This window comes from Roseimicrobium sp. ORNL1 (assembly GCF_011044495.1).
GTDB lineage: Bacteria > Verrucomicrobiota > Verrucomicrobiia > Verrucomicrobiales > Verrucomicrobiaceae > Roseimicrobium.
This window is the reverse complement of sequence record NZ_CP049143.1, coordinates 5,417,905-5,438,812: the sequence shown is the minus strand read 5'-3', so window position 1 is coordinate 5,438,812 and position 20,908 is coordinate 5,417,905. Positions and strand designations below refer to the sequence as shown.

General features: G+C 59.6%; 18 protein-coding genes. 14 read left to right on the top strand and 4 right to left on the bottom strand.

Annotated features, from left to right (window positions below):
• Window positions 1–4: 4 nt before the first annotated feature.
• From G5S37_RS21935 to G5S37_RS21920, 4 genes are all read left to right on the top strand, one after another.
• Window positions 5–1,927, top strand: a complete 1,923-nt coding sequence (locus G5S37_RS21935) for a M48 family metallopeptidase (protein WP_165206656.1) — start codon at window positions 5–7, stop codon at window positions 1,925–1,927.
• A gap of 173 nt (window positions 1,928–2,100) precedes the next feature.
• Entirely contained in the window at window positions 2,101–3,507 is a 1,407-nt protein-coding gene (locus G5S37_RS21930; RefSeq protein WP_165206654.1) for a carbohydrate porin, read from the top strand.
• 158 nt (window positions 3,508–3,665) lie between these two features.
• Window positions 3,666–5,597: an asparagine synthase (glutamine-hydrolyzing) gene (gene asnB, locus G5S37_RS21925; RefSeq protein ID WP_165206652.1), complete on the top strand. Its 1,932-nt coding sequence runs from the start codon at window positions 3,666–3,668 to the stop codon at window positions 5,595–5,597.
• A gap of 44 nt (window positions 5,598–5,641) precedes the next feature.
• Window positions 5,642–6,109, top strand: a complete 468-nt coding sequence (locus G5S37_RS21920) for a hypothetical protein (RefSeq protein ID WP_165206650.1) — start codon at window positions 5,642–5,644, stop codon at window positions 6,107–6,109.
• Between the two features lie 39 nt (window positions 6,110–6,148).
• Here the strand turns inward: G5S37_RS21920 and G5S37_RS21915 are convergent, their stop codons facing one another.
• The 3 genes from G5S37_RS21915 to G5S37_RS21905 form a co-directional block, all read right to left on the bottom strand.
• The gene (locus tag G5S37_RS21915; protein WP_165206648.1) at window positions 6,149–7,588 is read right to left on the bottom strand and encodes a hypothetical protein; all 1,440 of its coding nucleotides are present in this window, start codon (window positions 7,586–7,588) and stop codon (window positions 6,149–6,151) included.
• 778 nt (window positions 7,589–8,366) lie between these two features.
• Window positions 8,367–9,824 carry a hypothetical protein gene (locus G5S37_RS21910; protein WP_165206646.1) on the bottom strand — a complete coding sequence of 486 codons (1,458 nt, stop codon included), beginning with the start codon at window positions 9,822–9,824 and terminating at the stop codon, window positions 8,367–8,369.
• 175 nt (window positions 9,825–9,999) lie between these two features.
• The gene (locus tag G5S37_RS21905) at window positions 10,000–10,722 is read right to left on the bottom strand and encodes an SGNH/GDSL hydrolase family protein (RefSeq protein ID WP_165206644.1); all 723 of its coding nucleotides are present in this window, start codon (window positions 10,720–10,722) and stop codon (window positions 10,000–10,002) included.
• A gap of 229 nt (window positions 10,723–10,951) precedes the next feature.
• Between G5S37_RS21905 and G5S37_RS21900 the strand changes: the two genes are divergently transcribed.
• The 3 genes from G5S37_RS21900 (at window position 10,952) to G5S37_RS21890 (ending at window position 14,100) form a co-directional block, all read left to right on the top strand.
• Window positions 10,952–12,202 carry a homoserine dehydrogenase gene (locus G5S37_RS21900; protein WP_165206642.1) on the top strand — a complete coding sequence of 417 codons (1,251 nt, stop codon included), beginning with the start codon at window positions 10,952–10,954 and terminating at the stop codon, window positions 12,200–12,202.
• Between the two features lie 22 nt (window positions 12,203–12,224).
• Complete coding sequence (locus G5S37_RS21895; protein WP_165206640.1) at window positions 12,225–13,613, top strand: FAD-dependent oxidoreductase; 1,389 nt, start codon at window positions 12,225–12,227, stop codon at window positions 13,611–13,613.
• Between the two features lie 103 nt (window positions 13,614–13,716).
• A complete protein-coding gene (locus G5S37_RS21890) occupies window positions 13,717–14,100 on the top strand; it encodes a DUF423 domain-containing protein (RefSeq protein ID WP_165206638.1) in 384 nt (127 codons plus the stop codon).
• A 236-nt stretch (window positions 14,101–14,336) separates the two neighbouring features.
• Here G5S37_RS21890 and G5S37_RS21885 read toward each other — a convergent pair whose 3' ends face one another.
• Window positions 14,337–14,756 (bottom strand): ketosteroid isomerase-related protein, encoded by a 420-nt coding sequence (locus G5S37_RS21885; RefSeq protein ID WP_165206636.1) that lies wholly within the window; start codon window positions 14,754–14,756, stop codon window positions 14,337–14,339.
• Between the two features lie 194 nt (window positions 14,757–14,950).
• On the opposite strand from G5S37_RS21885, the gene G5S37_RS21880 reads away from it, so the two are divergent.
• The 7 genes from G5S37_RS21880 to G5S37_RS21850 all read left to right on the top strand — a co-directional run bounded on the left by G5S37_RS21880 (window position 14,951) and on the right by G5S37_RS21850 (window position 20,755).
• Complete coding sequence (locus tag G5S37_RS21880; RefSeq protein WP_165206634.1) at window positions 14,951–15,928, top strand: serine hydrolase; 978 nt, start codon at window positions 14,951–14,953, stop codon at window positions 15,926–15,928.
• 63 nt (window positions 15,929–15,991) lie between these two features.
• Complete coding sequence (locus tag G5S37_RS21875; protein WP_165206632.1) at window positions 15,992–17,077, top strand: ATP-dependent 6-phosphofructokinase; 1,086 nt, start codon at window positions 15,992–15,994, stop codon at window positions 17,075–17,077.
• 119 nt (window positions 17,078–17,196) lie between these two features.
• On the top strand, window positions 17,197–17,676 hold the full coding sequence (locus G5S37_RS21870) for an Lrp/AsnC family transcriptional regulator (protein WP_165206630.1): 480 nt from the start codon (window positions 17,197–17,199) through the stop codon (window positions 17,674–17,676).
• Window positions 17,673–18,866 carry an aminotransferase class I/II-fold pyridoxal phosphate-dependent enzyme gene (locus G5S37_RS21865; RefSeq protein ID WP_206026099.1) on the top strand — a complete coding sequence of 398 codons (1,194 nt, stop codon included), beginning with the start codon at window positions 17,673–17,675 and terminating at the stop codon, window positions 18,864–18,866. The genes G5S37_RS21870 and G5S37_RS21865 overlap by 4 nt, the downstream gene beginning before the upstream one ends.
• A gap of 45 nt (window positions 18,867–18,911) precedes the next feature.
• Window positions 18,912–19,667: a CAAX prenyl protease-related protein gene (locus G5S37_RS21860; protein WP_165206628.1), complete on the top strand. Its 756-nt coding sequence runs from the start codon at window positions 18,912–18,914 to the stop codon at window positions 19,665–19,667.
• 13 nt (window positions 19,668–19,680) lie between these two features.
• The gene (locus tag G5S37_RS21855) at window positions 19,681–20,430 is read left to right on the top strand and encodes a hypothetical protein (protein ID WP_165206627.1); all 750 of its coding nucleotides are present in this window, start codon (window positions 19,681–19,683) and stop codon (window positions 20,428–20,430) included.
• A gap of 34 nt (window positions 20,431–20,464) precedes the next feature.
• A complete protein-coding gene (locus G5S37_RS21850) occupies window positions 20,465–20,755 on the top strand; it encodes a hypothetical protein (protein WP_165206626.1) in 291 nt (96 codons plus the stop codon).
• Window positions 20,756–20,908: the final 153 nt, after the last annotated feature.

Below are 20,908 nucleotides of genomic sequence, written 5' to 3'. Positions count from 1 at the left end.
GACCATGACGCGGGAGCAGTTTGATGCACTAGTGGCGCGGCTGGATCAGCGGCTGGGCAAGAGGCCCGGCCGCTTGAAGGCGGAACTGGTCCTCTTCGCCCTGACCGCCTTCGCATTGATGTTCGCGTGGGCAGGCCTCCTCCTGCTGGTGGCGGGCTTTCTCATCTTCCTGGCCTTCACGATGGAGTGGAAGGACTCACCGGGGTTCTTCTTCGCCATGGGCATCGCCTGCTTCTTCCTGGTTCTGGCGGGGCGGGCGTTCTTCACCTTGATGATTCGAATGGAGGCGCCAAACGGGCATCGGCTGACCAAGGGGGAGGCTCCCGAGCTGTTTGCCCTGGTGGAGGAGGTCCGCAGTCAGTTGCAGTGCCGGTCATTTCATGAGGTGCTGTTGTCCCCGGACTTCAATGCGAGTGCGTGTTACCGACCGCGCCTCGGGTTTCTTGGCTGGGCACGGAACAGCCTCGTGCTGGGACTTCCATTGCTGGAGTGCCTCAGCGTGGAGCAGGTGAAGTCGATCATTGCCCACGAATTCACGCACATGGCTGGTGGGCACTCGGCTTTCTCCGCGTGGATCTATCGCCAACGCCAGATCTGGGCAGGACTCATCGTGAAGATGGATGAGCGTGCGGCCTCCCGCGGACGCAGCTTCTTCGTGAACAAGCTTTTCCTCCGCATCGTTCGGTGGTTCTGGCCGCGTTTTCATGCTCGCGCTTTTTTGCTTTCCCGCACGGATGAGTATGAGGCGGATCGAAATGCAGCGAAGGTGGCTGGGGTGGAGCCAGCAGGTCAGGCTCTCTGGCGCATTGGCGCTTTTGGCGAGCGGCTCAGCGAAGATTTCTGGCAGGAACTGTGGCAAGAGGCGGCGGGATCCTCCACACCTCCGCATGATGGGCTTTCGAGGATGACTGTTGCCCTCTCCAAGGCTCCGGATGCGGAGAAAGCCGTGCGCTGGAAGGAGCGGTGTTGCATGGAACTCACCGGCCACCTGGATACTCATCCTGCACTGCCGGACCGTTTGAAAAGCCTGGGCCTTCCCGTCCGCGACTTCGCGCTGGCACCCTTTCCTGTCGCTGCTTCTCCTGCGGCGGCCCCGGTGTTGCTGGGAGCTTCACTGCCGGTGCTCCGTGAAACGATCCAATCTCACTGGGAGAAGAACGTGCTGGCGATGTGGAAGGAGCGGCATGCCGTGGCCAGCAACCGGCAGGGACAGTTGCAACGCATGGAGGTGCATACGGAAGGCCCGCTTTCTGATAGCCCCGAGGTGCTCTGGGAGCGCGCGAGCCTGTTGCTCGAGGTCAACGGAGACGCTGCTGCAGAACCGCTGCTGAGGCAACTGCTCGCCCTCAAGCCAGAGCATCATCATGCCGCGCTCCAGCTTGGTCGCATCCTCCTGAAACGCGGGGCGGGAGAGGGAGAGTCACTGCTCCGCAAGTTGCTCGACACTGAAGAGGTTTTCATGGTCTCAGGGGAGATGCTGACACAGCATTACGTCAGGTCGGGTCAGGAGCAGCAGCGGAGGGAACTGCAAGGGACACTCGACCGGCTTGAGAAACAGTACCAGGAAGCCTCCCGGGAGGAGAGTTCCATCCGGGCCAGCGACGAGTTCAGTGCGGAAGGACTGGCCGATTGCGATCTCTCCGGACTTCAGGAGGCTCTACGCTCTGCGGGTGCCACGCAGGCATGGCTGGCGCGAAAGGTCATCAAGTCAGCGCCTTCGCGACGAGTCTTCATTCTGGTCGTCACTACGAAACGTGGATGGACGGACCGGGGCGCTTCCACCCGGGATGAGGCCCTGGCGCGCAACCTGGCGCGTACCGTTGTCCTGCCGGGTCGGTTCCTGGTGATCCACCCGTCGAGTGCCCTCAGCGGCGTCGCCAAGGCGGTGCAGAGGAAGGGGCACAAATTGGAATGCTCCTCGGTTTAGCTTCAATTTTGCCGTTCACTGCGGAAGCTGAATCTCAATTTCCGGAGTAAAACTCTGTTCAACGTGAGCGACTATCTTCAAAGAATTATTGTAAGTATTAATTGTAGAAGCAACGATTCAGCGAGGATTTTTAGAATTTACATCAACCCCTCCTTCAGCCTCAAAACTCCCCCATGAAACTTCGCTCCCTTCGCCTTGTCGCAGGTGCCGCCTTGGCCCTGATGGGATTGCGCCCGGTGAATGCAGGTACGCCTGCGTCCCCCGCTCCAGCGCCGTCTGCCCCTGCTCCTTCCAGCCTGGAGGCGTTCTTCATGCAAGACTATCTCCTGGGTGACTGGGGTGGTGTGCGCACGGATCTGGCCGATCATGGACTATCGTTCGAGCTTTTCTACATCGGCTCCATGCCCACCAACATGCATGGGGGAATCAAGGAAGGCACGGTCTATCAGGGCGCCATGCTCATGATGGCAGACTTCGATACGACAAAGGCGGGCCTCTGGAAGGGGGGGCGTCTGCATGTCTCCGCGGTGGATCTTCATGGAAATCCGTTCTCTGCGGACCACGTGGGTGACTTCAACAAGAGCAACCTCGTCGACTTCCAAAGCGACTTTCGTCTCTGGGAAGCCTACTACGAGCAGAAGCTGCTGAATGATACTCTCACAGTGAAGCTCGGCCTCATGGCTGCGGACATGGATTTCATCCTGCCGGACTTCTACCATTCCCTCTCGAACATCACCTTCCTGAACCAGACGTTCTTCTTCCCCACGCTGGTCTTCAACCTGTACGACGTTCCCGGATTCCCAGTGGGCAATCACGCGCTGAACTCCTCACCTTACGGCTCCCTCGGCGCGGTGGTGAAGTGGAATCCGAGCGAGAAATTCTACACCTATTTCGGCATCTATGACGGCGAGCCAAACCTCGGCGACGGCGGTACGGACTTCTCACTCAGTGGTGACCAGGGCGCGCTCATGTTCTTCGAGACGGGTATCCGCTGGAATGTGAAGGGAAGCGGGCAGCTGCCGGGCGACCTCAAGCTGGGCGCCTTCTACCACACAGATGAATTCTACGATGTCAAAGACGTGATCGGCAGCTTCGCCGGCCTCAGCTCCGGCACCAAAACACACGACGGCAACTACGGCTTCTACGCCCTCCTTGAGCAGATGCTCCACTGTGAGGATGAGTGCAAAGCTCAAATGGGCGAAGTGGGCTGCCAGGGCCTCTACTCCTTCCTGCGTTTCACCGGCGCTCCGGCAGATCGCAACCTCACGCAGTTCGGCGTAGACGGCGGCTTCGTGTACAAGGGCCTCTTCAAGGGGCGTGACTACGATACCCTGGGCATCGGTGGGTCGTACCTGCAGATGAGCGACGACATCCGCAGCGCCCAGAAGGCGGTGAACAGACTGGCTCCTGGCACCTTCGTGGTGGCCGACTACGAGGCGGCTATCGAGGTGAACTACAAGGTGCAACTCGCCGCGTGGTGGACCATCCAGCCGAGCTTCCAGTACGCCATGCATCCCGGCGGCTCCGGCGAAATCGACAACGCCTGGGTCTTCATTCTGCAGTCGACGCTGCGCTTCTAGCCCCGGGGTCGGTAGCGTCCGAACAATCTCCTCCCCGAAGGCAGTCAGCAGAGCGCTGGCTGCCTTTTTGTTTGTTTCGGGCCTGCTGTGGCGCTCGTATCTGCATCTCGTGCTTGCTTTTCGGCACATGGGTTGCTCATGTGCCTGCTCTATTTCTTATGTGTGGCATTTACGGCTTCGCCGGATTCAAGGAAGAAGGTCTGCTCGACCGCATGGGGCGGGTCATCCGTCATCGTGGACCGGATGGTCAGGGGCGCTATGAAGCTCCCGAGGGCGCGCCCTTCAGCATGGGCATGCAGCGCCTGAGCATCATCGACCTGGAAGGCGGCTGGCAGCCCGTGTACAACGAGGACCACTCCGTAGCCATCTGCTACAACGGCGAGACCTACAACTACGTGGAACTCCGAGAGGAACTGGAGGCCAGGGGGCACCAATTCCGTACCCACAGCGATACCGAGTGCATCGTGCACGGGTACGAGGAGTGGGGGATTGATGGCGTGCTGAAGCGTATGAACGGCATGTTCGGCTTCTGCATTTATGATGTGCGGAAGCGGGAATTCTTCATCGCGCGCGACCGCTGCGGCCAGAAGCCGATGTACTACCACCATGCAAATGGGCGGTTCCTCTTCGGCAGCGAGGCCAAGAGCATCCTGCAGAGCCAGCACTACACGGCGGAGGTGAACATCGAGGCCATCGATCCGTACCTCACCCTGCGCAACGTGCCGGAGCCGCAGACCATGTTCAAGGGCATCTACAAGCTGCCCACGAGCCACTACCTGCACTACAAGCTGGCGGACAACTCACTGAAGATCGCGCGCTACTGGGAGGTGCCGCTGCTGGATGCGCGCACCGCGAAGTACAAGAGCGATGGCGAATACTTCGAAGCACTGGAGCACCTCTTTTATGACTCGGTGCGCCTCTGCATGCGCAGTGACGTACCCGTGGGCGCGTATCTCAGCGCTGGGGTGGACTCCTCGCTCACCGTGGCGGCGATGACCCGCTACAGCAGCAACATCAACACCTACAGCGTGGGCTTTGACTCACCGGTGGATGAGACACCGGCGGCCCGCGAGACGGCGGCTTTCCTCGGCACGAAGCACCATGAGATCATCTGCCAGCCGGAGGATTTCGATCTGCTGCCGAAGATCGTGTGGCACATGGATCGCCCCGTTGGGGATGCGCTGCTCATCGCCTTCTACAAACTGGCGGAAGGCGCCAGCAAGGATCTCAAAGTGGTGCTCGGTGGCGAAGGCGCGGATGAGGCCTTTGCGGGGTACTCCTTCCAGGGTGTCATCACCAAGGTGGAGAAGATGCGCCGCATGATTCCAGGCGTGACGTCCATCGCGGCTCCCATTTTCGCAGCCACACCTCCGGGCATCCTGAACAAGTTCTTCACCTTCCCGGCCGACCTCGGCAGCCAGGGGAAGAAGCGCGTGGTGGAGTTCCTTTCCAAGTACGGCAGCCGCGATCTGAATCACAACTTCAATGCCCTGCGCACGTTGTGGAGTGAGGACGAGCGACGCGACACGTACTCTGAGAAGTTCAAGAACCTGGCTACCGATGCCTGGATGGCGAAGGAGAAGGACAAGGACAAGAATGGCCCCTTCCTCGATCGCCTTCTGAAGTTGCAGTATGACGAGTGGCTGCAGGACTGGGCGTTGATTCGCCAGGATAAGAACACCATGGCGCACTCGCTGGAGTACCGCCTGCCCTTCCTGGATCATCGTCTTATCGAGCTGGCCTTCACCATGCCCGCGCATCTGAAGATCAACAAGGGCACGGACAAGTTCATCGAGCGCCAGCTCGCGGACAAGGTCTTCCCGCAGCACATCGCGCGCCGCCAGAAGATTCCCTTCTACCTGCCCGTGGAGTACTTCCTGGACCAGCCGCAGTTCAAGGCGTTGGTCGCGGACACGCTCAATCCGGATGCCGTGAAGAAGCGTGGTTACTTCGACCCTGCCAAGGTGACCCGCCTGCTGGAAAACATGCGCAGCACGCGCGAGTTCGTGTACTGCAAGCAGGTCATGTCCCTCGTGGTGCTGGAACTCTGGCACCGGGTGTTTGTGGACAAGAGCATTAGGTTTGACTGAAAGCGGGTGGGCGGACTATGGTGTGCGTAGAAAAAACACGCGCCATGGACGAGCCAACTCGAATGAAGGCGGGACGTTCCCCCAAGGCGACGTCCTTGCTGCTTGGGGTAGCGCTGGGGTTGCTGGCCGCGTTACTCATGCTGAGTCATGAGGGCGCTGGAAATCTCGTGAACGTCAAGGTGGAGGGATGGAACCTGCATCAGGTAACCTTGCGGAAAGGTCTGCGGGTCCAGGATGCTTTGGACGAAGTGAGGGGTTCGGAATCGATCCGGCCAGGGTATCGGATTTCCGTGAGCCGCGTGCCGCAATGGAAGCTGTCGCGAATTCCTTATCGCACCGTGTCCTTCTTGCACAAGGCATGGTACTACAACCGACCCCGCCCCATCACAGGTCCCGTCTATGACTGGTTGCAGAGGTGGGGCAGGCGTGACCTGGTGAAGGTGGTCAAATCGGGTGCCCCCGAAACGTGGGTGCTGAAGGGGGGAGAATATATCGAAGTCGACTGGCCCTGAGCTGGACTGGGAACGTCTTTGCTCCCAGTCCTTGAAGTGTCACTTCATCTTGGCGCCCTGGCTCTGGCCCACCTTGGGTACTTCTTGACCTGTCTTCTCCTTGCTGCCCAGAGTTTCGCGGACGCTGGTGTTCCTTTTCAGGGACTCGATTTCCGATTCATTCTTTTGGTACTCGTCATGAGCGCCTTCGGTTTTGCTCATCACTTTCCTGCTCTCCTTCTCAATGGTGCGAAGCTCCCTTCTTTCTTTGGACGACAGTCCTTCACCGAAGGGGCTTTCAGCGACTACCTTGGTCACGTGTGCACTTTGCAGTTGCTGTTCCGCTTTGGTGTACTGGCGTTCGCTGGAGAGCAGCTCTCCCTGCCTGTTCTGAAGGTCATCGATCGATTTCAGATTTTGCTTCCGCATCGTTTCCACGAGGGCAGGGTCCATGAGCTTGAGGACGTCCATCTTGGCCTGGTCCATTTTTTTGGTGAGGTTCTCCTTGGCGCCTTCGATGCCGCCGTGGATGATGGATTTGATGCGGTCGAGAATGCTGGGGTTCTTCAGCTTGTCGAATTCCGCCTTCATCTTGTCGATGTTCTGGTAGGCGAGGGCCGCCATCTTCACGCTGGGATCAACGCCACGCACTTGGGAAACACCCTTGGCCTGTGAAAGGGTCCTGGGGTCGATGGTGATGCCGGTGAGATCGCTCTTGCTGAGGTCCACTCCTTTGAGGTTCGCTTTGCTGAGGTCCAGTTTCTGGTCCTTCACCTTTGCCACGGACTTGGTGCCGCCGCTCATGTCGGTGGCATCCATCCGTCCCTTGGCATGCTGGATGATTTGGGCCACTTCTTCTGCACTCTTGCCCTCGGCTGCACCGAGTTGCTTGTGGAGCGCGCCCTGAATGATGGAGGTGGAGGTGTTCTCCACCGTCTTGGCGAATTCCTTCGAATTGGACTTCAGCTGCTTGAGTTGCTTGCCGACCTCTTCGTTCTTGTAGCCTTCGCCCTCCTCCGACTCCAGGTTCATGTTGTCGAACATGACCTTCTCCACATTGCCATCCATTGCCGCACTGCCGGCGGAGATCATCATGATCTGGGCCTCGGCAAGGACCATGGGCTGGATGTCATAATTGTTGTGCTTCAGCAGGTCATCGACCGCGGTGACGAGTTCTTCCCGCGTCATGGTGCTGGAGTCCAGGCCGCTCTCCATCACACCCATCGTGCTGTGAGGGTGCTGTCCTTTGACAAGCCCGGTATTCGAATCGGTGCCGTCGGGCAGGTTGTTGATGGTGGTGGACTTGATCCCCACATCGAACATGTCGCGCAGTTCCTGATCCGTGAGTTTGTCGTAGTCCGGTTTCTTGCCGCCGGTGGCCAGTTTGGAAAGCGTCTCCACCTTGCGCAAACGCTCGGTGTCCGAGACGATGATCTGTTCGAGCTGGGTAATCGTTTCGGTGATCTCTTTGGTTCTGCGTTCAAGTTCTTCGGGGGGCATGGCCAGTAGGGGATTGAGGTTCTCGGGCTGTTGAGGGGGTTTATCGAGATGCGCCCGGTTACAGGACATATCGGGAAAACGATCTCTGAGTTACGTCGATCTCACGGGAGAGACGATGTTGCTACAATGTAGGCTCACTGCAAAAGGGGGCAGGAGTGCCCGCACGCATTCACCGAAATGAGAGTGTGCCGAAGGCTTCCAGCGAGCAGATGTCTTTCGCGGCGACCTATGATGCCCAATTGAAGCGGCTCCACGGATTGCGCCCTTCAAGGCAAACGCCCTTCCTTACAAAGTGGACGGTAGGGATGCGCTCCTGCGCGTCCGTAAATGGCGGGCGGAGGTGGAGGGAGAAGCCACGTGGTGAGGCCGTTTCATGCCCCAGCTCCGCACCGCCTCCGCCCACCTAAAGCCGGGCGCGCAGGAGCGCATCCCTACCGCCTCTTTGGGGGGAAGGGCGTTAAGATGCCGAGCTATTGGTGCCTCAGGGGCTCCAGTGCGTATTCGTTTCGATGATGCACGCAGGTCATCACTCTTGAATCCAGCGTGGGCTATTGTTTCTCCGTCACGGATGAATCCGCAGATTAACGGTTATGGCAGGAGTGCCCCCGATCCTGGGCTGTCGCCTCATCTTCACCTTGCCGCTGAATCTTCCGTCCAGGGGCCTCGCCTCGCTCTCAAAAAACAATGATCGGAAATGGCGACTGCCATTTCCGATCACGACTCATTTCAGGCTGATCGTTTCTCGTTCAGAGCCCACATCAGCCCAAGCCATCGAGCTTTACAGAGTGACGCTGCGGCCAGGGTTGTTGTCTTCTGGTTTCGTTCTTCCGCCAACCTTGTCGCGGACCGAGATGTCCTTCTTGAGGGCTTCGATCTCCTTCTCGTTTTGTTTGTATTTCTTGTGGCCCGCCCTGTTGTCGCTCATGATTTCCAGGTTCTCTTCGCGACTCTTTTGGAGTTTTTCCGAGTCTTCCTGGGACATGCCACCGCCGATGCCGGTCTTGGACAGAGCTTCCATCGAGAGCGTGCCTTTGACCGTCTGCTTCGCCTCACGGTAGGCGATCGTTTTCTGAATCAGTTTCTCCTGCTTTTCTTCCAGCCTTTCGAGGGAGGCCTGGTCATGCTGCTGGACCTCTGCTGACAGATCGGCGTCCATCTTGTGGGTGAGTTCGATCTTGGCCTTGTCGATCTTGTCGAGGAGATGCCGCTTGGCGCCCTCGATGCCGCCGTGGCGGATGGCCTTGAGGTGGTCGAGGATTCCTGGCTTCTCCAAACGATCCAATTCGGCCTCGTACTTTTTGATCCTGGCGAACTCCGGTGTCCGGAATGCCGATACCAGTTCCAGGGTGCTTTCGCTCACGCCCTTCACAGATTCCAAGCCGTGTGCTTTGGAAAGCGTCTCAGCTTCGATCGCGATGCCTGTCAGGTCACTCTCGCTGAGATCGACTCCGGTGAGATCGATCCCATTGAGCTCCAGGCCGGTTTCAGTCACCTCATCGAGGTCCTCGCCGACCAGGCCCTGATTTCTCGTCGCCGCTTTCGCTTGTTCGATGATCTCATGGACCTCTTCCGGGGACTTGCCCTGGGCTGAGCTGAGTTTCTGGTTGAGGGCCATCTGCACCACCTCCAGTGAGGTTTGCTTGACCTTCTTTTCGAAAGTCGTGAGGTGTTCCTTCGAGGTGTTGATTTTTTCGGTGAGGAGCTCGTCGGTATATTCCTGGCCGATGTCCCCGGACTGCTGCTCTTGCAGTTGCTTGACTCTCTCTTTGAGTGCGGAGTGAGTTCCGCTCAAATGCATGCTGCGCTTTTCGATCATGTTGTCCTGAGCGCGCGCGATCTCCATCGGATCCACATCGTAATTGTGATGCTCCAGGAATGAGTCGATGACTTCGATCAGGTCACTGCGAGAGAGGTCGTTGTAATTGAAGGTCGGCACTCCGTGCATGTCCACAAACGTGCGGTAGTTGTAGGGGTGCGAATCTTCCGTGGGCATTCCGTTGCGACCTATGTCGACGGGAAGGTCGTTGAAGGAAGGGGTCGTCATGCCCAGCTCGAAGATGGTCCTGAGCTCTTCGTCGGAGAACTGGCGGTAGTCCGGTCTTTTGCCACCAGTGGCCAGCCTGGAGAACGTCTTCACGGATTCGATTTCCCGGGTGCGCATCTCGATCTCCACTTCGAGACGGAGCGTGCGTTCCAGTAATTCGTCTGTTCTTTCCTTGAGTACTTCTGGGTCCATGGTGGTGATGTGCTGGGGATTGGTTCGGTGTGTTGCCTGGGCAGGCGGGGAGATGTTCTGCCCAAGGACTGAATACGGAGGATTGCTCCGCCGGTTATGATGCTGAAAAAACAGCGAGGCGCGTGTGCCCCATGGCCAGCGAGGTGTCCGAATGCCTGTCGATGAAATGCGATGGCTAGGGAGCCTTGCTCATGATCGCATCCGCGATCGCCTGCATGCCCTTGTCTCCGGGATGCCGGGCCACGCCCTCGTTTTTGAAGGGGCGCTCGGAGCGGGCGTAGTTGGATTCATCCTTGCCCAAGGCGCTGATATCCACAAACACACCGCCTGTTTCCTGGGCTACCTGCTTGAGAGTTTCGTCCTTGGCGGGATTGGCCCAGAAGGGGCTGCGCACGATGATGCGAGGGCTGCGGTCTCCCTTCAGCGCTGCCAGCAGCTTCAGCACGCTGAATTTGAACTGGGCTTTGGAGTCTTCGGTCGTCAGGGCCGGCACGTTCTCACCGATGGCCAGGATGATGAGATCCGCGCCGAAGGTGGTGGCTTCCTTCAGCTTGGCGGCCACGTCATAGGTGGCGTAGTTCCGTTCGAATTCAGCGATGTTGACCGCCAGCACCTTGGGTTTCGCGTTCGCACCCGCCCTTTCGGTGAGGGCCTTTTCGATGAGGTGGACAAAGTCCTTCTCTTCTGCGCTGGCTGCCATGCCCCAGTTTCCGGTCCAGCCGATGTCTGCCTTGGGGCCGTGCCGGGTGATGCTGTTGCCGAGGATGAGGACTTTCTGCGGCTGGCTGGAGGCAGGGGCCTGAGCTTCTGCCGATTGTTTAGCCAGCATCGTCCAGACGCAGGCAAGGGTGGTCAGAAGCCGGAGTGAGAACGTCGGGAGGGTGAGGTTGGATTTCATGAGCGAGGGTTGGGAAAAACAAGGGGGCTTGGACCTGAGGCGCTTCCAGAGAGGGAGGGGGAAGGGGTTTTACCGACAAAATTTATCCGGCGTTGCGGGTGCGCGGCAAAGGCGTTTTCGCAAGATTTCCCTCGTTGTCAGGCAGTCCTGTGTCGTTGGCGAGGGACTTGCACATTGCCCATACCGTTTGACAGCCCCACGTTCGCGTGTTGAATCGGCCTTCCAGATCATGCTTCAGGAACTTAAACAACGCGAGAAGGACGGCAATTTCATCCATGTAGGTCTAGTGGGCGCTGGCGCCATGGGCTCAGGCATCGCGTACCAGATTGGCAGGACGCCGGGCATGAGGCTCTCGTTTGTCGCCGACAAGGATATCAAGGCTGCCGAAAACGGCGCCGCCCGCTACGGCAAGCCGACCAAGATCACCACGGACTGCCTGGCTGCTTTGGGCGACCCGAACACGAAGGTTGATGTCTTTGTAGAAGCCACCAACTCCGTCATCGCCGCTTACGACTACTGCGTGGCAGCCATCGATCGCGGTGCCCACTGCGTGCTGATGAACGCTGAGGTGGATGCCATTCTCGGCTACCTCCTCCGCGACTTCGCCCGTAAGCAAAATGTCATTGTGACCAGCGACGCCGGTGACCAGCATGGCGTGCTTGCCCGCATGATGGAAGAAATCGAAATGTGGGGCTTCGACATCGTTCAGGCCGGCAACATGAAGGGCTTCCTCGATCGCCACCAGACGCTGGAAGGCATCGAGCCCATCGCGAAGCAGCTCGGTCTTTCCACGGTGCAGTGTCTTGCCTATACGGACGGTTCCAAGCTGAACATCGAAATGTCCGTCATCGCGAATGAGTACGGCCTGACGCCCATCGTTCCCGGCATGGAAGGCCCCCGCGCCACCAAGATGCAGGACGTGGTGGACCTCTTCGAGTTCGACAAGTACAACGGCCAGGGTCGTGTGGACTACGTCCTCGGCGCCAAGGAACACGGCGGCGGTGTGTACGTAGTGGCGCGCTGCGACAGCGAGTTCCAGCAGCGCTACATGAACTACTACAAGGTGACGAACAAGCACCCGTACTACGTCTTCCTGCGCCCCTACCACCTGTGCCACCTGGAAACACCGCGTGCCGTGGCCCTGGCGGCCATGTACGGCAAGGCGGTGCTGACCATGCGCGCTGGCCGTGTGACGGATACCTTTGCGTACATCAAGGCGGACGCTCCCGCCGGTACCCGCGTGGAGCACGCCATCGGCGGCAATGAAGTCTACGGTCTCATCGACGAGGCGAAGAAGGCGGATGCCGCCAACCACGTGCCCCAAGGCGTGCTGGACATCGAAGATTCGGACGCCCGCCCCGTCTTCAAGCGTGCGGTGAAGAAGGACCAGCCTCTCACGTGGGATGATATCGAGATTCCCGCCAACCGCATGACGGAGCTCTGGGAGAAGCAGAAGGCACTCTTCGCCGCCACCCGCTAAGGCACCAGCCACACCAGCAGGAATGTCTTCCTCGAACAAGCATGTCGCGATCCTCGGCGGAGGGCCCTGCGGCCTGTATGCAGCCCGGGTGCTCTCCCGGGTAGGTGTAAAGGTGACGCTGATCGAGAAGGACGTGCGTCCCGGCGGCCTCGCCACCTCGCATCAGCGTGGAGGAAACTGGTACGACCTCGGCTGCCACATGCTGCACGAGTTCGACAAGGAGATCTACGAGGACATCATGGAGCTCATGGGGGATGAGAGCATCCCCGTGCAACTGGATGCGAAGATCCGCTGGGCCGGTGCTTTCTACCGCTACCCCCTGCAGTTCCAGGACATGATCAAGGGCATCCCGCTGCCCATCCTGGCTTTCTACACCATCGGCCTCTTCTACGCGCAGATTCGCAAGACGCTGGTGCCCTGGACTCCCAAGAATGCGGAGCAGGCGCTCATCCAGCTTTACGGCTCCCCGCTGTACCGCTTTTTCTTCAAGGACTTCACGCACCGCTACTGGGGCATCCACCCCAAGGAGTTGAGCGCCACTTTCATCACCACGAAGATGCCTCGCCTGAGTGCGGTGGACGTGTTGAAGAAGGCGTTCGGCAAGCTTGGTGTGAAGGATAAGGGAGTGAAGGCTGTGGACAGCGCCCTTCACGAAGAGACGTTGCACTACTCCCGCACCGGTGCCGAGGCCATGCCGCGCGCCATTGCCAAAGCGATCGTGGAGCAGGGTGGTGAAGTCATCGTTGGGGCCGACGTATCGCGCATCGAGACTCAGGAAGGTCGCGTCTCCAAGGTGTACTACAAAAAGGACGGCGTGGAACACTCGCTGGCATGCGATGAGTGCATCTCCACCATTCCCATGCCGTGGCTCGTGCAGCGGGCAGAGCCTGCGCCCCCGCCGGAGGTGATTGAGGCCGCGAAGGAATTGCGCTTCAAGCCCATCGCCATCTACGGACTTCTCGTGAAGAAGGAGAAGTGCCTCGATGGGTTGTACATCTACTACCGTGATCGCGCCTTCCATCGCGTGGGCGAGCCGAAGAACGCCGGCCTGGCCGTGAAGCCCGAGGGACATACCGTCCTCATTGTGGAAACCACGTGTGAGATCGGTGATGCCAAGTGGCAGGGCACCGAGGAGATGAAGGACCGCATCTTCAAGGATCTCGAGGCTGAGAAGATTTGCACCAAGGCAGATGTGGTGGAGACACATGTGCTTCACGGCGAGACCGGGTATCCGATTTTTGCGCTCGGCTTCGAACCGCATCTCGAAAAGGTGACCAGCTGGGTGAAGAGCATTCCAAACCTGCAGACCACCGGTCGTCAGGGCGGATTCAAGTATCCTAATATGCATGCCGCCATGCGCATGGGCGCGACCGCCGCGCAGACCGCGCTGAAGAGGCTGGGCACTCAGTAAGAGCGCCTAGCCCGGTGGGGCTTCATGCAATCGCGGATCGCCGGTGTATCCAGGCATGTTCCATCTTGGTTGCGGTTCACGAGAGCCCGCCTAGCTTGGTGGGATGAACTTCTCGCCCGTCAAGCTTCGTGCCGCCTGCGTTTTGGGATTTACGGGAGTCGCGCTGGGTGCCTTTGGTGCTCATGGCCTCAAGGATCACTGGGAGGCTACGCTTGAGGCTGCGGTGGCGGCCAAGCGCCTTGCGAATTGGGAGACGGGAGTCTTCTATCAATTGACCCACGCCATCGTTCTTCTCGTTCTGGCCTTCGGATGCCCCGAGAAGCATCAGGCAAAGCTGGCAAGCTATTGCTTCGTGATCGGCGTCAATATCTTCAGTGGCACCCTCTACATGTACAGCCTTACGGGCCTGAGATGGATGGGTGCCATTGTGCCGGTCGGCGGTGTCCTACTGCTCATTGGCTGGGTTTTGACGGCGCTGAGGAAGTGAGGTGTTGGAACAGTATAAGTCGCGTTTGCGGTTCGAACTCACCCATTGCGTTGCAGCGGTCAAGGAGTGGGGGCATTCCTGCCCCCATTGGAGCGTTAACAGAGCGTAGGCATTGTGATGTGTCCTCGCGGTGAAATGGTCCGAACTTGATGTTTTCGTAGCCAATCGGCTGCGGCCCAAAATGGGGCCAGGAATGGCCCCACTCCTTGAGAGGCTCGATGCCTCTGCTAACGCGCTCACGCCGCCCCCACCTGCTTCAGCCAGTCCTGCAGGTTGTAGTAGTTGGTGATGCGGGCGACTTTTCCGTCACGGATGTCGAAGAAGGCGCCCACGCGCAGGTAGTAGGTCTGGCCGTTGGCTTCAGGAAGGCCTTCGTCCGTGCTGACGTATTTGCCATCGATGAAAAATTCCGCGGCGCCGCGGGAGCCGTCGTCCGAGGCGAAGACCTGGAGTTCACACACCTGTTCCCGATAGGAGCGATCCATGCGCTGGAGGAAGATGCGGAAGTTCTCTTTCCCTGCATCGCAGTCGCCCTGGTTGATGTCGTGCTTCACGTCGTCCGTGAGCAGTTGCAGGAAGGCCTCCCGATCCCCCGCGTTGAAGGTATCGTAGTAGCGGGTGATGAGGGCGAGGGAGGCTTCGCGGGGTGAGGACATGACGAGGAGGAGGGCTGGGAAGTGGGCTGGAGCTGGCTGCCGTAAAAGGATTCCATGCAAATGGCTCGCATCCTGCGCAACCGGAAATGCATGGGTTGGGGAGACGCGGGCATGTGTTTTCCGCTCCCGCGCGCTTCCCCGCCGGGTGGAGGGAAAACTTGCACCGTCCTTTAGCACCGCTATTCTGCCCGCCCATGCTCCGCCTGACCCCCGCTTTGACCGCACGCGTTTCCGGCCTCCTGCGTCTGCTGCTCCTTTCCGGCATGTGCCTGGTGACTGGCGCGCTTTCTGCTCAGACGAGCGTCATTGCAGTGGATGTGTACAACAAGAAGATTCACGTGGAGTCAGGGGGCAACACGAAGCGGCCGGTGGGTGGATTGGCAAAGGTGGCTACCGCGCTGGTGGCGCTGGACTGGTCAGACGTGACCAAGGTGCCGCTGAACACCCTCGCCACGGTCTCGCCCACGGATCTCCAGATTGCTGGCTCGAACAGCCTCGGCCTGGCCCCCGGCGACCAGATCACCCTGCGTGACCTCATCTATGCCGCGATGATGTCCTCAGACAATGTGGCTGCCACCACGCTGGCTGCCTTTGTGGGAAATGACATCAATGCACGCCGCGGCCGCGGTGGTGATGCCATTGGCACCTTCGTGGGTGAGATGAACAAGCTCGCCGCACGTGAAGGCATGAAGAAAACCCGCTTCACGAATCCGCACGGATTTGAGAACAGCCGCAACACGCCTTTCTCCACGGCGGCGGACATGGCGAGGCTGAGCATGTACGCCATCTCGCGTGCACCCTTCCGCTTTTACACGAACCAGCGCTCGCGGAACATCACCGTGCTGCGCGGTGGCGCTCCGATTACGGTGCCCCTGCAGAATACCAACGCGCTCCTGCGGCGAGGCAATATCGATGGCATCAAGACCGGTAACACTCCCATGTCCGGCGGCTGCGTCATCGTCACCGAAGAACGCCCCGGCACGGTGGGCAAGGACCCCACCTCCGGCGCGAACGTGGTGTTCCGCCATCGCATGGTGGCCGTGGTCCTGGGTTCTGCCGATCCATTCACAGAAGGGCTCGCCGTATTGCAGCAGGGCTGGGGCGGCTATGACCAGTGGCTCCAGTCCGGCAGGCCGGTGCACGATGCCAAGGAACTGCTGGGCACCTTCTGATTCTGCTTCTTTTCTCTCAATACTCCCACCTCAAACTCCCAAGACTCAGACACCCCAACACCCATGCGCATCGGCATTCTCAACAGCGGCGGCGATTGTCCAGGACTCAATGCAGTGATTCACGGCGTGGTGGGAGCGGCCACGGAACTGGGCTGGGAGGTGATTGGCTTCCGCGACGGATTTGAAGGTCTCCTTCCGAATGGTCCTGGTCACGTGAAGCTCGACCCCGAGCGCACCATCGGCATTCTGAAGCTTGGTGGCACCATCCTGGGCACCACCAACAAGGGCAACTTCGCCGTGAAAATCGGCGTGGATAATGTGGCCCAGGTCGCGGCGGACATCATGGAGCAGGCGAAGGCCACCATCAAATACCTCGGCATCGAGGCCCTGATTGTGGTCGGCGGTGACGGCTCCCTCACCACGGGTCTGCAACTCTGCCAGGAAGGTGTGCCCGTCGTGGGCGTGCCGAAGACGATCGACAACGACCTGCAGGCCACGGCCATGACCTTCGGCTTTGACTCCGCAGTCGCTGCGGTGGTGGATGCTCTCGACCGCCTGCACACGACGGCGGACAGCCACCAGCGTGTGATGGTGGTGGAAGTGATGGGCCGCCACGCCGGCTGGATTGCCCTTTATGGCGGCATCGGCGGTGGCGCGGATATCGTGCTCCTGCCTGAGATCAAGTTCACGATGGAGAATGTGGCTGAGCATGTGAAGCGTCTCTACGCAGCGGGCCATCGCTCCGTGCTCATCGTTGTGGCGGAAGGCGCCGAGATGGAAGGTGGCGGTCTCATGACCCGCGAGCAGATGGATGCCGAGAAGCGCCAGGTGAAGCTGGGCGGCATCGGCGAGTACGTGGCGAAGAGCGTGGAAAAGATGACCGGCCATGAGACGCGCGACGTGCGTCTGGGCCACCTCCAGCGCGGGGGCTCTCCCACGCCGCTGGACCGCATCCTGGGCACCCGCTTCGGCGTGAAAGCCGTGCACCTCATCAAGGAGCAGAAGTACGGCCGCATGGTCAGCTACCAGAGCTACCACGTGGGTGACGTGCCCATCGAGGAGGCGGTGAACAAGCTGCGCCTTGTGCAGCCCACCAGCGAAGTCGTCCAGGCCGCCCGCGCCGTGGGCATCAGCTTTGGGGACCGCTAAAGGCAGAAGCAGTAGCAGGCAAGGACCCCTGAAGACCTGTTCAGAAGGTCAAAAGGTGTCCTTGCACAGCATTGAATCCACTGGCTTCCGGGCCGGAATGCGCTAGCGTTCCGGCCACCATGGAACGAATACTGGAACTACTTCGAGAAAATTCTCGCCTCACGAACAAGGAAATCGCCACCCGTCTCGGTCTCGCCGAGGCCGATGTCGCCTTCCGCGTGGCCGAGCTCGAGAAGTCCGGTACCGTCCTCGGATACCATGCGGTGATCGATCAGGAGAAGATCGGCAAGCGTGGCGTCACTGCGTTCATCGAGGTGAAGGTCACGCCGGAGAGCGGCGGCGGCTTCGATCGGTTTGCGCGCCGCATCTCCCAGTATGAACAGGTGAGAAGCTGCTACCTCATGAGCGGTGGCTACGATCTTGTCGTGGTCGTGGAGGGCGCGGACCTTTACGACGTGGCCCGCTTCGTGGCGGAAAAGCTCAGCACGCTGGACGTCGTCCTTTCTACGGCGACGCATTTCCAGCTCCGCACTTACAAGCATGACGGCTTCCTGCTGAATACGCCGTCCACGGAAGGTCCCCTGCCAGTATCGCCATGAGCCTGCCCCGCAAAATGGACATTGAAAGCAAACTGTCCCGCCAGCTCAGCGGCATCCCGCGCAGTGGCATTCGTGACTTCTTCGAGCTCGTCATCGGACGAAGCGACGTCATTTCCCTCGGAGTAGGGGAGCCGGACAAGCCCACGCCGTGGCCCATCCGTGAAGCTGCCATTCGCTCCCTCGAAAAGGGACAGACCAGCTACACGAGCAATCTCGGCCTGGAATCGCTGCGCATCGCTATCAGCGAGTACGTCACCGGTCAGTTCCGCGTGACCTATGACCCGAAGACGGAAATCCTTGTAACCGTGGGCGTGAGTGAGGCGCTGGACCTGGCCTTCCGCGCGGTGCTGGATCCGGGTGACGAAGTCATCTACCACCAGCCGTGCTACGTGTCCTACGGCCCCAGCATCACCATGGCCTACGGCGTGCCCGTGCCGGTGAACACGCGACTGGAAGACAACTTCGCGCTGCGTGCCTCCGATGTCGAAAAGGCCATCACGCCGAAGACGAAGGTCATCGCGCTGAACTTCCCCACAAATCCCACCGGGGCCATCGAGCCACCGGAGGAACTGGAGAAGATTGCCCAGCTCTGCGTGAAGCATGACCTGCTCTGCTTCACGGACGAGATCTACAGCGAGCTGCTGTATGACGGCGGCCAGCACAAGAGCATCGTGGAATTTCCCGGCATGCGTGAGCGCACCGTGCTGCTGCATGGTTTCTCCAAGGCCTTTGCCATGACGGGCTGGCGCCTTGGCTATGCCTGTGCGCCTGCGCCGCTGCGTGAGGCGATGATGAAGATTCACCAGTACTGCATGCTCTGCGCTCCCATCATGAGCCAGGTCGCAGCGCTGGAGGCCCTGCATCAGGGTACCGCGGTCATCGAACCCATGCGTCAGAGCTATGAGGAGCGCCGCAACTTCGTGGTGCGCCGGCTGAATGAAATGGGGCTGAGCTGCTTCAATCCCGGTGGTGCCTTCTATGTCTTCCCGGATGTGAGCTCGACGGGTCTCTCCGGCCGTGACTTCGCTCTGAAACTGCTGGAAGAAAAGAGTGTCGCTGTGGTCCCGGGGAATGCCTTCGGTCCCACGGGTGAGAAGTGCGTGCGCTGCTGCTACGCCACGGCGCCGGATCTTCTCGTGAAGGCCATGGATGGCATGGAGGAGTTTGTGAAGTCACGAAAGGTGGCTTGATTCTCACGGCGTGCCGCGTAGCCACTTCGCAGTCCGCTACCCGGCATGCCGCACATTTCTCCCCCAGTCATCAAATCCCCGGCGGTGGCGCATGTGCTGCCGCTGGCGCTCTTCATGCTGCTCAACGCCGTGCCTGCTGCGGTGGGCGTGGAGAATTCCGACATGCCCTGGTGGAAGCACTCGCCAGAGCAGTGGGTGTATCCGGCACAGACGGTGATTGTCGCCGTGGTGCTTGCGCTGGGCTGGCGTCACTACCAGTTTCGTCCGTTCAAGGGGTTCGGTCTGGCGGCAATGCTGGGGATCCTTGGTATTGTCTTGTGGTGCCTGCCGGCGCTTCTCTGGCAGAAGCTCACGGAAGCAGGCCACACCGTTCCTGAATGGGCCGAGTGGTTTGGGTTTGCGGAGCGGAAGGACGGTTTTGATCCCAGCTTCTTCCAGAGCGAGCCGTTCTGGTATCCTGCGGCGTTGCTCATGCGGTTCATCCGCCTCGTGATCCTCGTGCCGCTGGTGGAGGAAATCTTCTGGCGTGGCTTCCTGATGCGCTACCTCGTGGCGGATGGAGAGGATTTCCGAAAAGTTCCCTTCGGAACGCACACGTGGCTCTCGTTTGCCATTGTCACCGCGGGCGTGGTGATTGCGCATCAGCCCTCGGACTACCTTGGCGCTCTCATCTGGGGCACCTTGGTGTACTTCGTGGCTGTGCGGACGAAGAGTCTCGCTGCCTGCGTCGTGATGCATGCCGTGGCGAATCTGCTGCTGGGGCTCTATGTGGTCAGCACGAAGCAGTGGGGTTTCTGGTGAATGGAAGGGGTGTATGATGGACTTCATCCTCCTGATAGCCGGAGTCTATGGCTGGGCGACGTTCTCGCTGCTCATGCATGAGCTGGCCCATCTCTCCTTGGGGTGGATGATGGGGTTGCGCCCAAAATCACTCCGCGTTGGCAAAGGTCGGGAGTGGTTGCGGATGCGCGTCCGGGGCGTGGAGGTGGTGTTTGCTGCGTGGCCCACAATCGGCGCCGCTTACGTGGAAGGGATGCCGTTGAGGTGGATGCGATGGCGGGGCTCGGCATATGCCATCGCTGGGTTACTGGCCAACGGGGTGATGGCGTGGGGCCTCTGGCAGATTCTCGAGCGGGATTTGGTGGAAGGCACCGCCCGGAGCCTGGTGAAAGCAGCGCTGATTTGGGAAGCCTGGATTATCTTCGTGAATGTCATCCCTGACGAGAGGGAGCTCAATGGCTCTCGCATTGGCACTGATGGCAAGCAGTTCCTGGACTACGTCACTGGAAGAGTGGCCCTACGTTTGCTGAGGGAGTATGAGATAAACATTCGACGCTACGACCCTGAGTTTGATGTCCGCAAGTCGGTTGCCTATCGAGGTGACTCAAAGCTGCAGGAAGTTCACCAGAGGGCGCTGTCGGAGTATAAGGAAGGCCGAAGCTCTGGATATTTGGAGGCATGCGGCATCATTCTTGAGTCGGGGGAATTGCTGCCAGGCGAGCGGGCACAAGTGCTCGATTCCATGGCCTGTCAGTACGTTCAGCATGCACGAGGCAGCCCGTGAGGGAGCTCAGGCTTGGGCAGAGGAGGCTTACAGGATGTTCCCTTCGTCGGTTACGCTCTGTGGCACCTACGGCTCCATTCTCATCGAGAACGGGAGTTGCCAGGCTGGCATGGACATCTTGAAACCCTGCACCGGTGCTGCCAATTCCCAGATGGATCGCGGCATTTCCTGCTGTTTCATGGCAAGGGCACATCATCGCTTGGGCAATGCTGAGGAGGCCAGGTACTGGCTCCAGCAGGCTGAGGACATCGGAGGCTGCGCAGAAGTTTTTGCGAAGGTTGCCGGGGAGATTGCAGGCAAACAGGCTCTGGGTGTCGCCGCCTGACTCAAACGGAGCAGGTGAAGGAGGTGAATTGGGCTTTTGGTAGTCACCCGCCTGTGCGGGAAGAACAGCGCGGAACTTGGTGCGTGCCACTGTTAAGTTGGGTATAACCTCCAAGCGGAGCGAACAGGCTTGTTTGATTTTTTGACAGGCCGT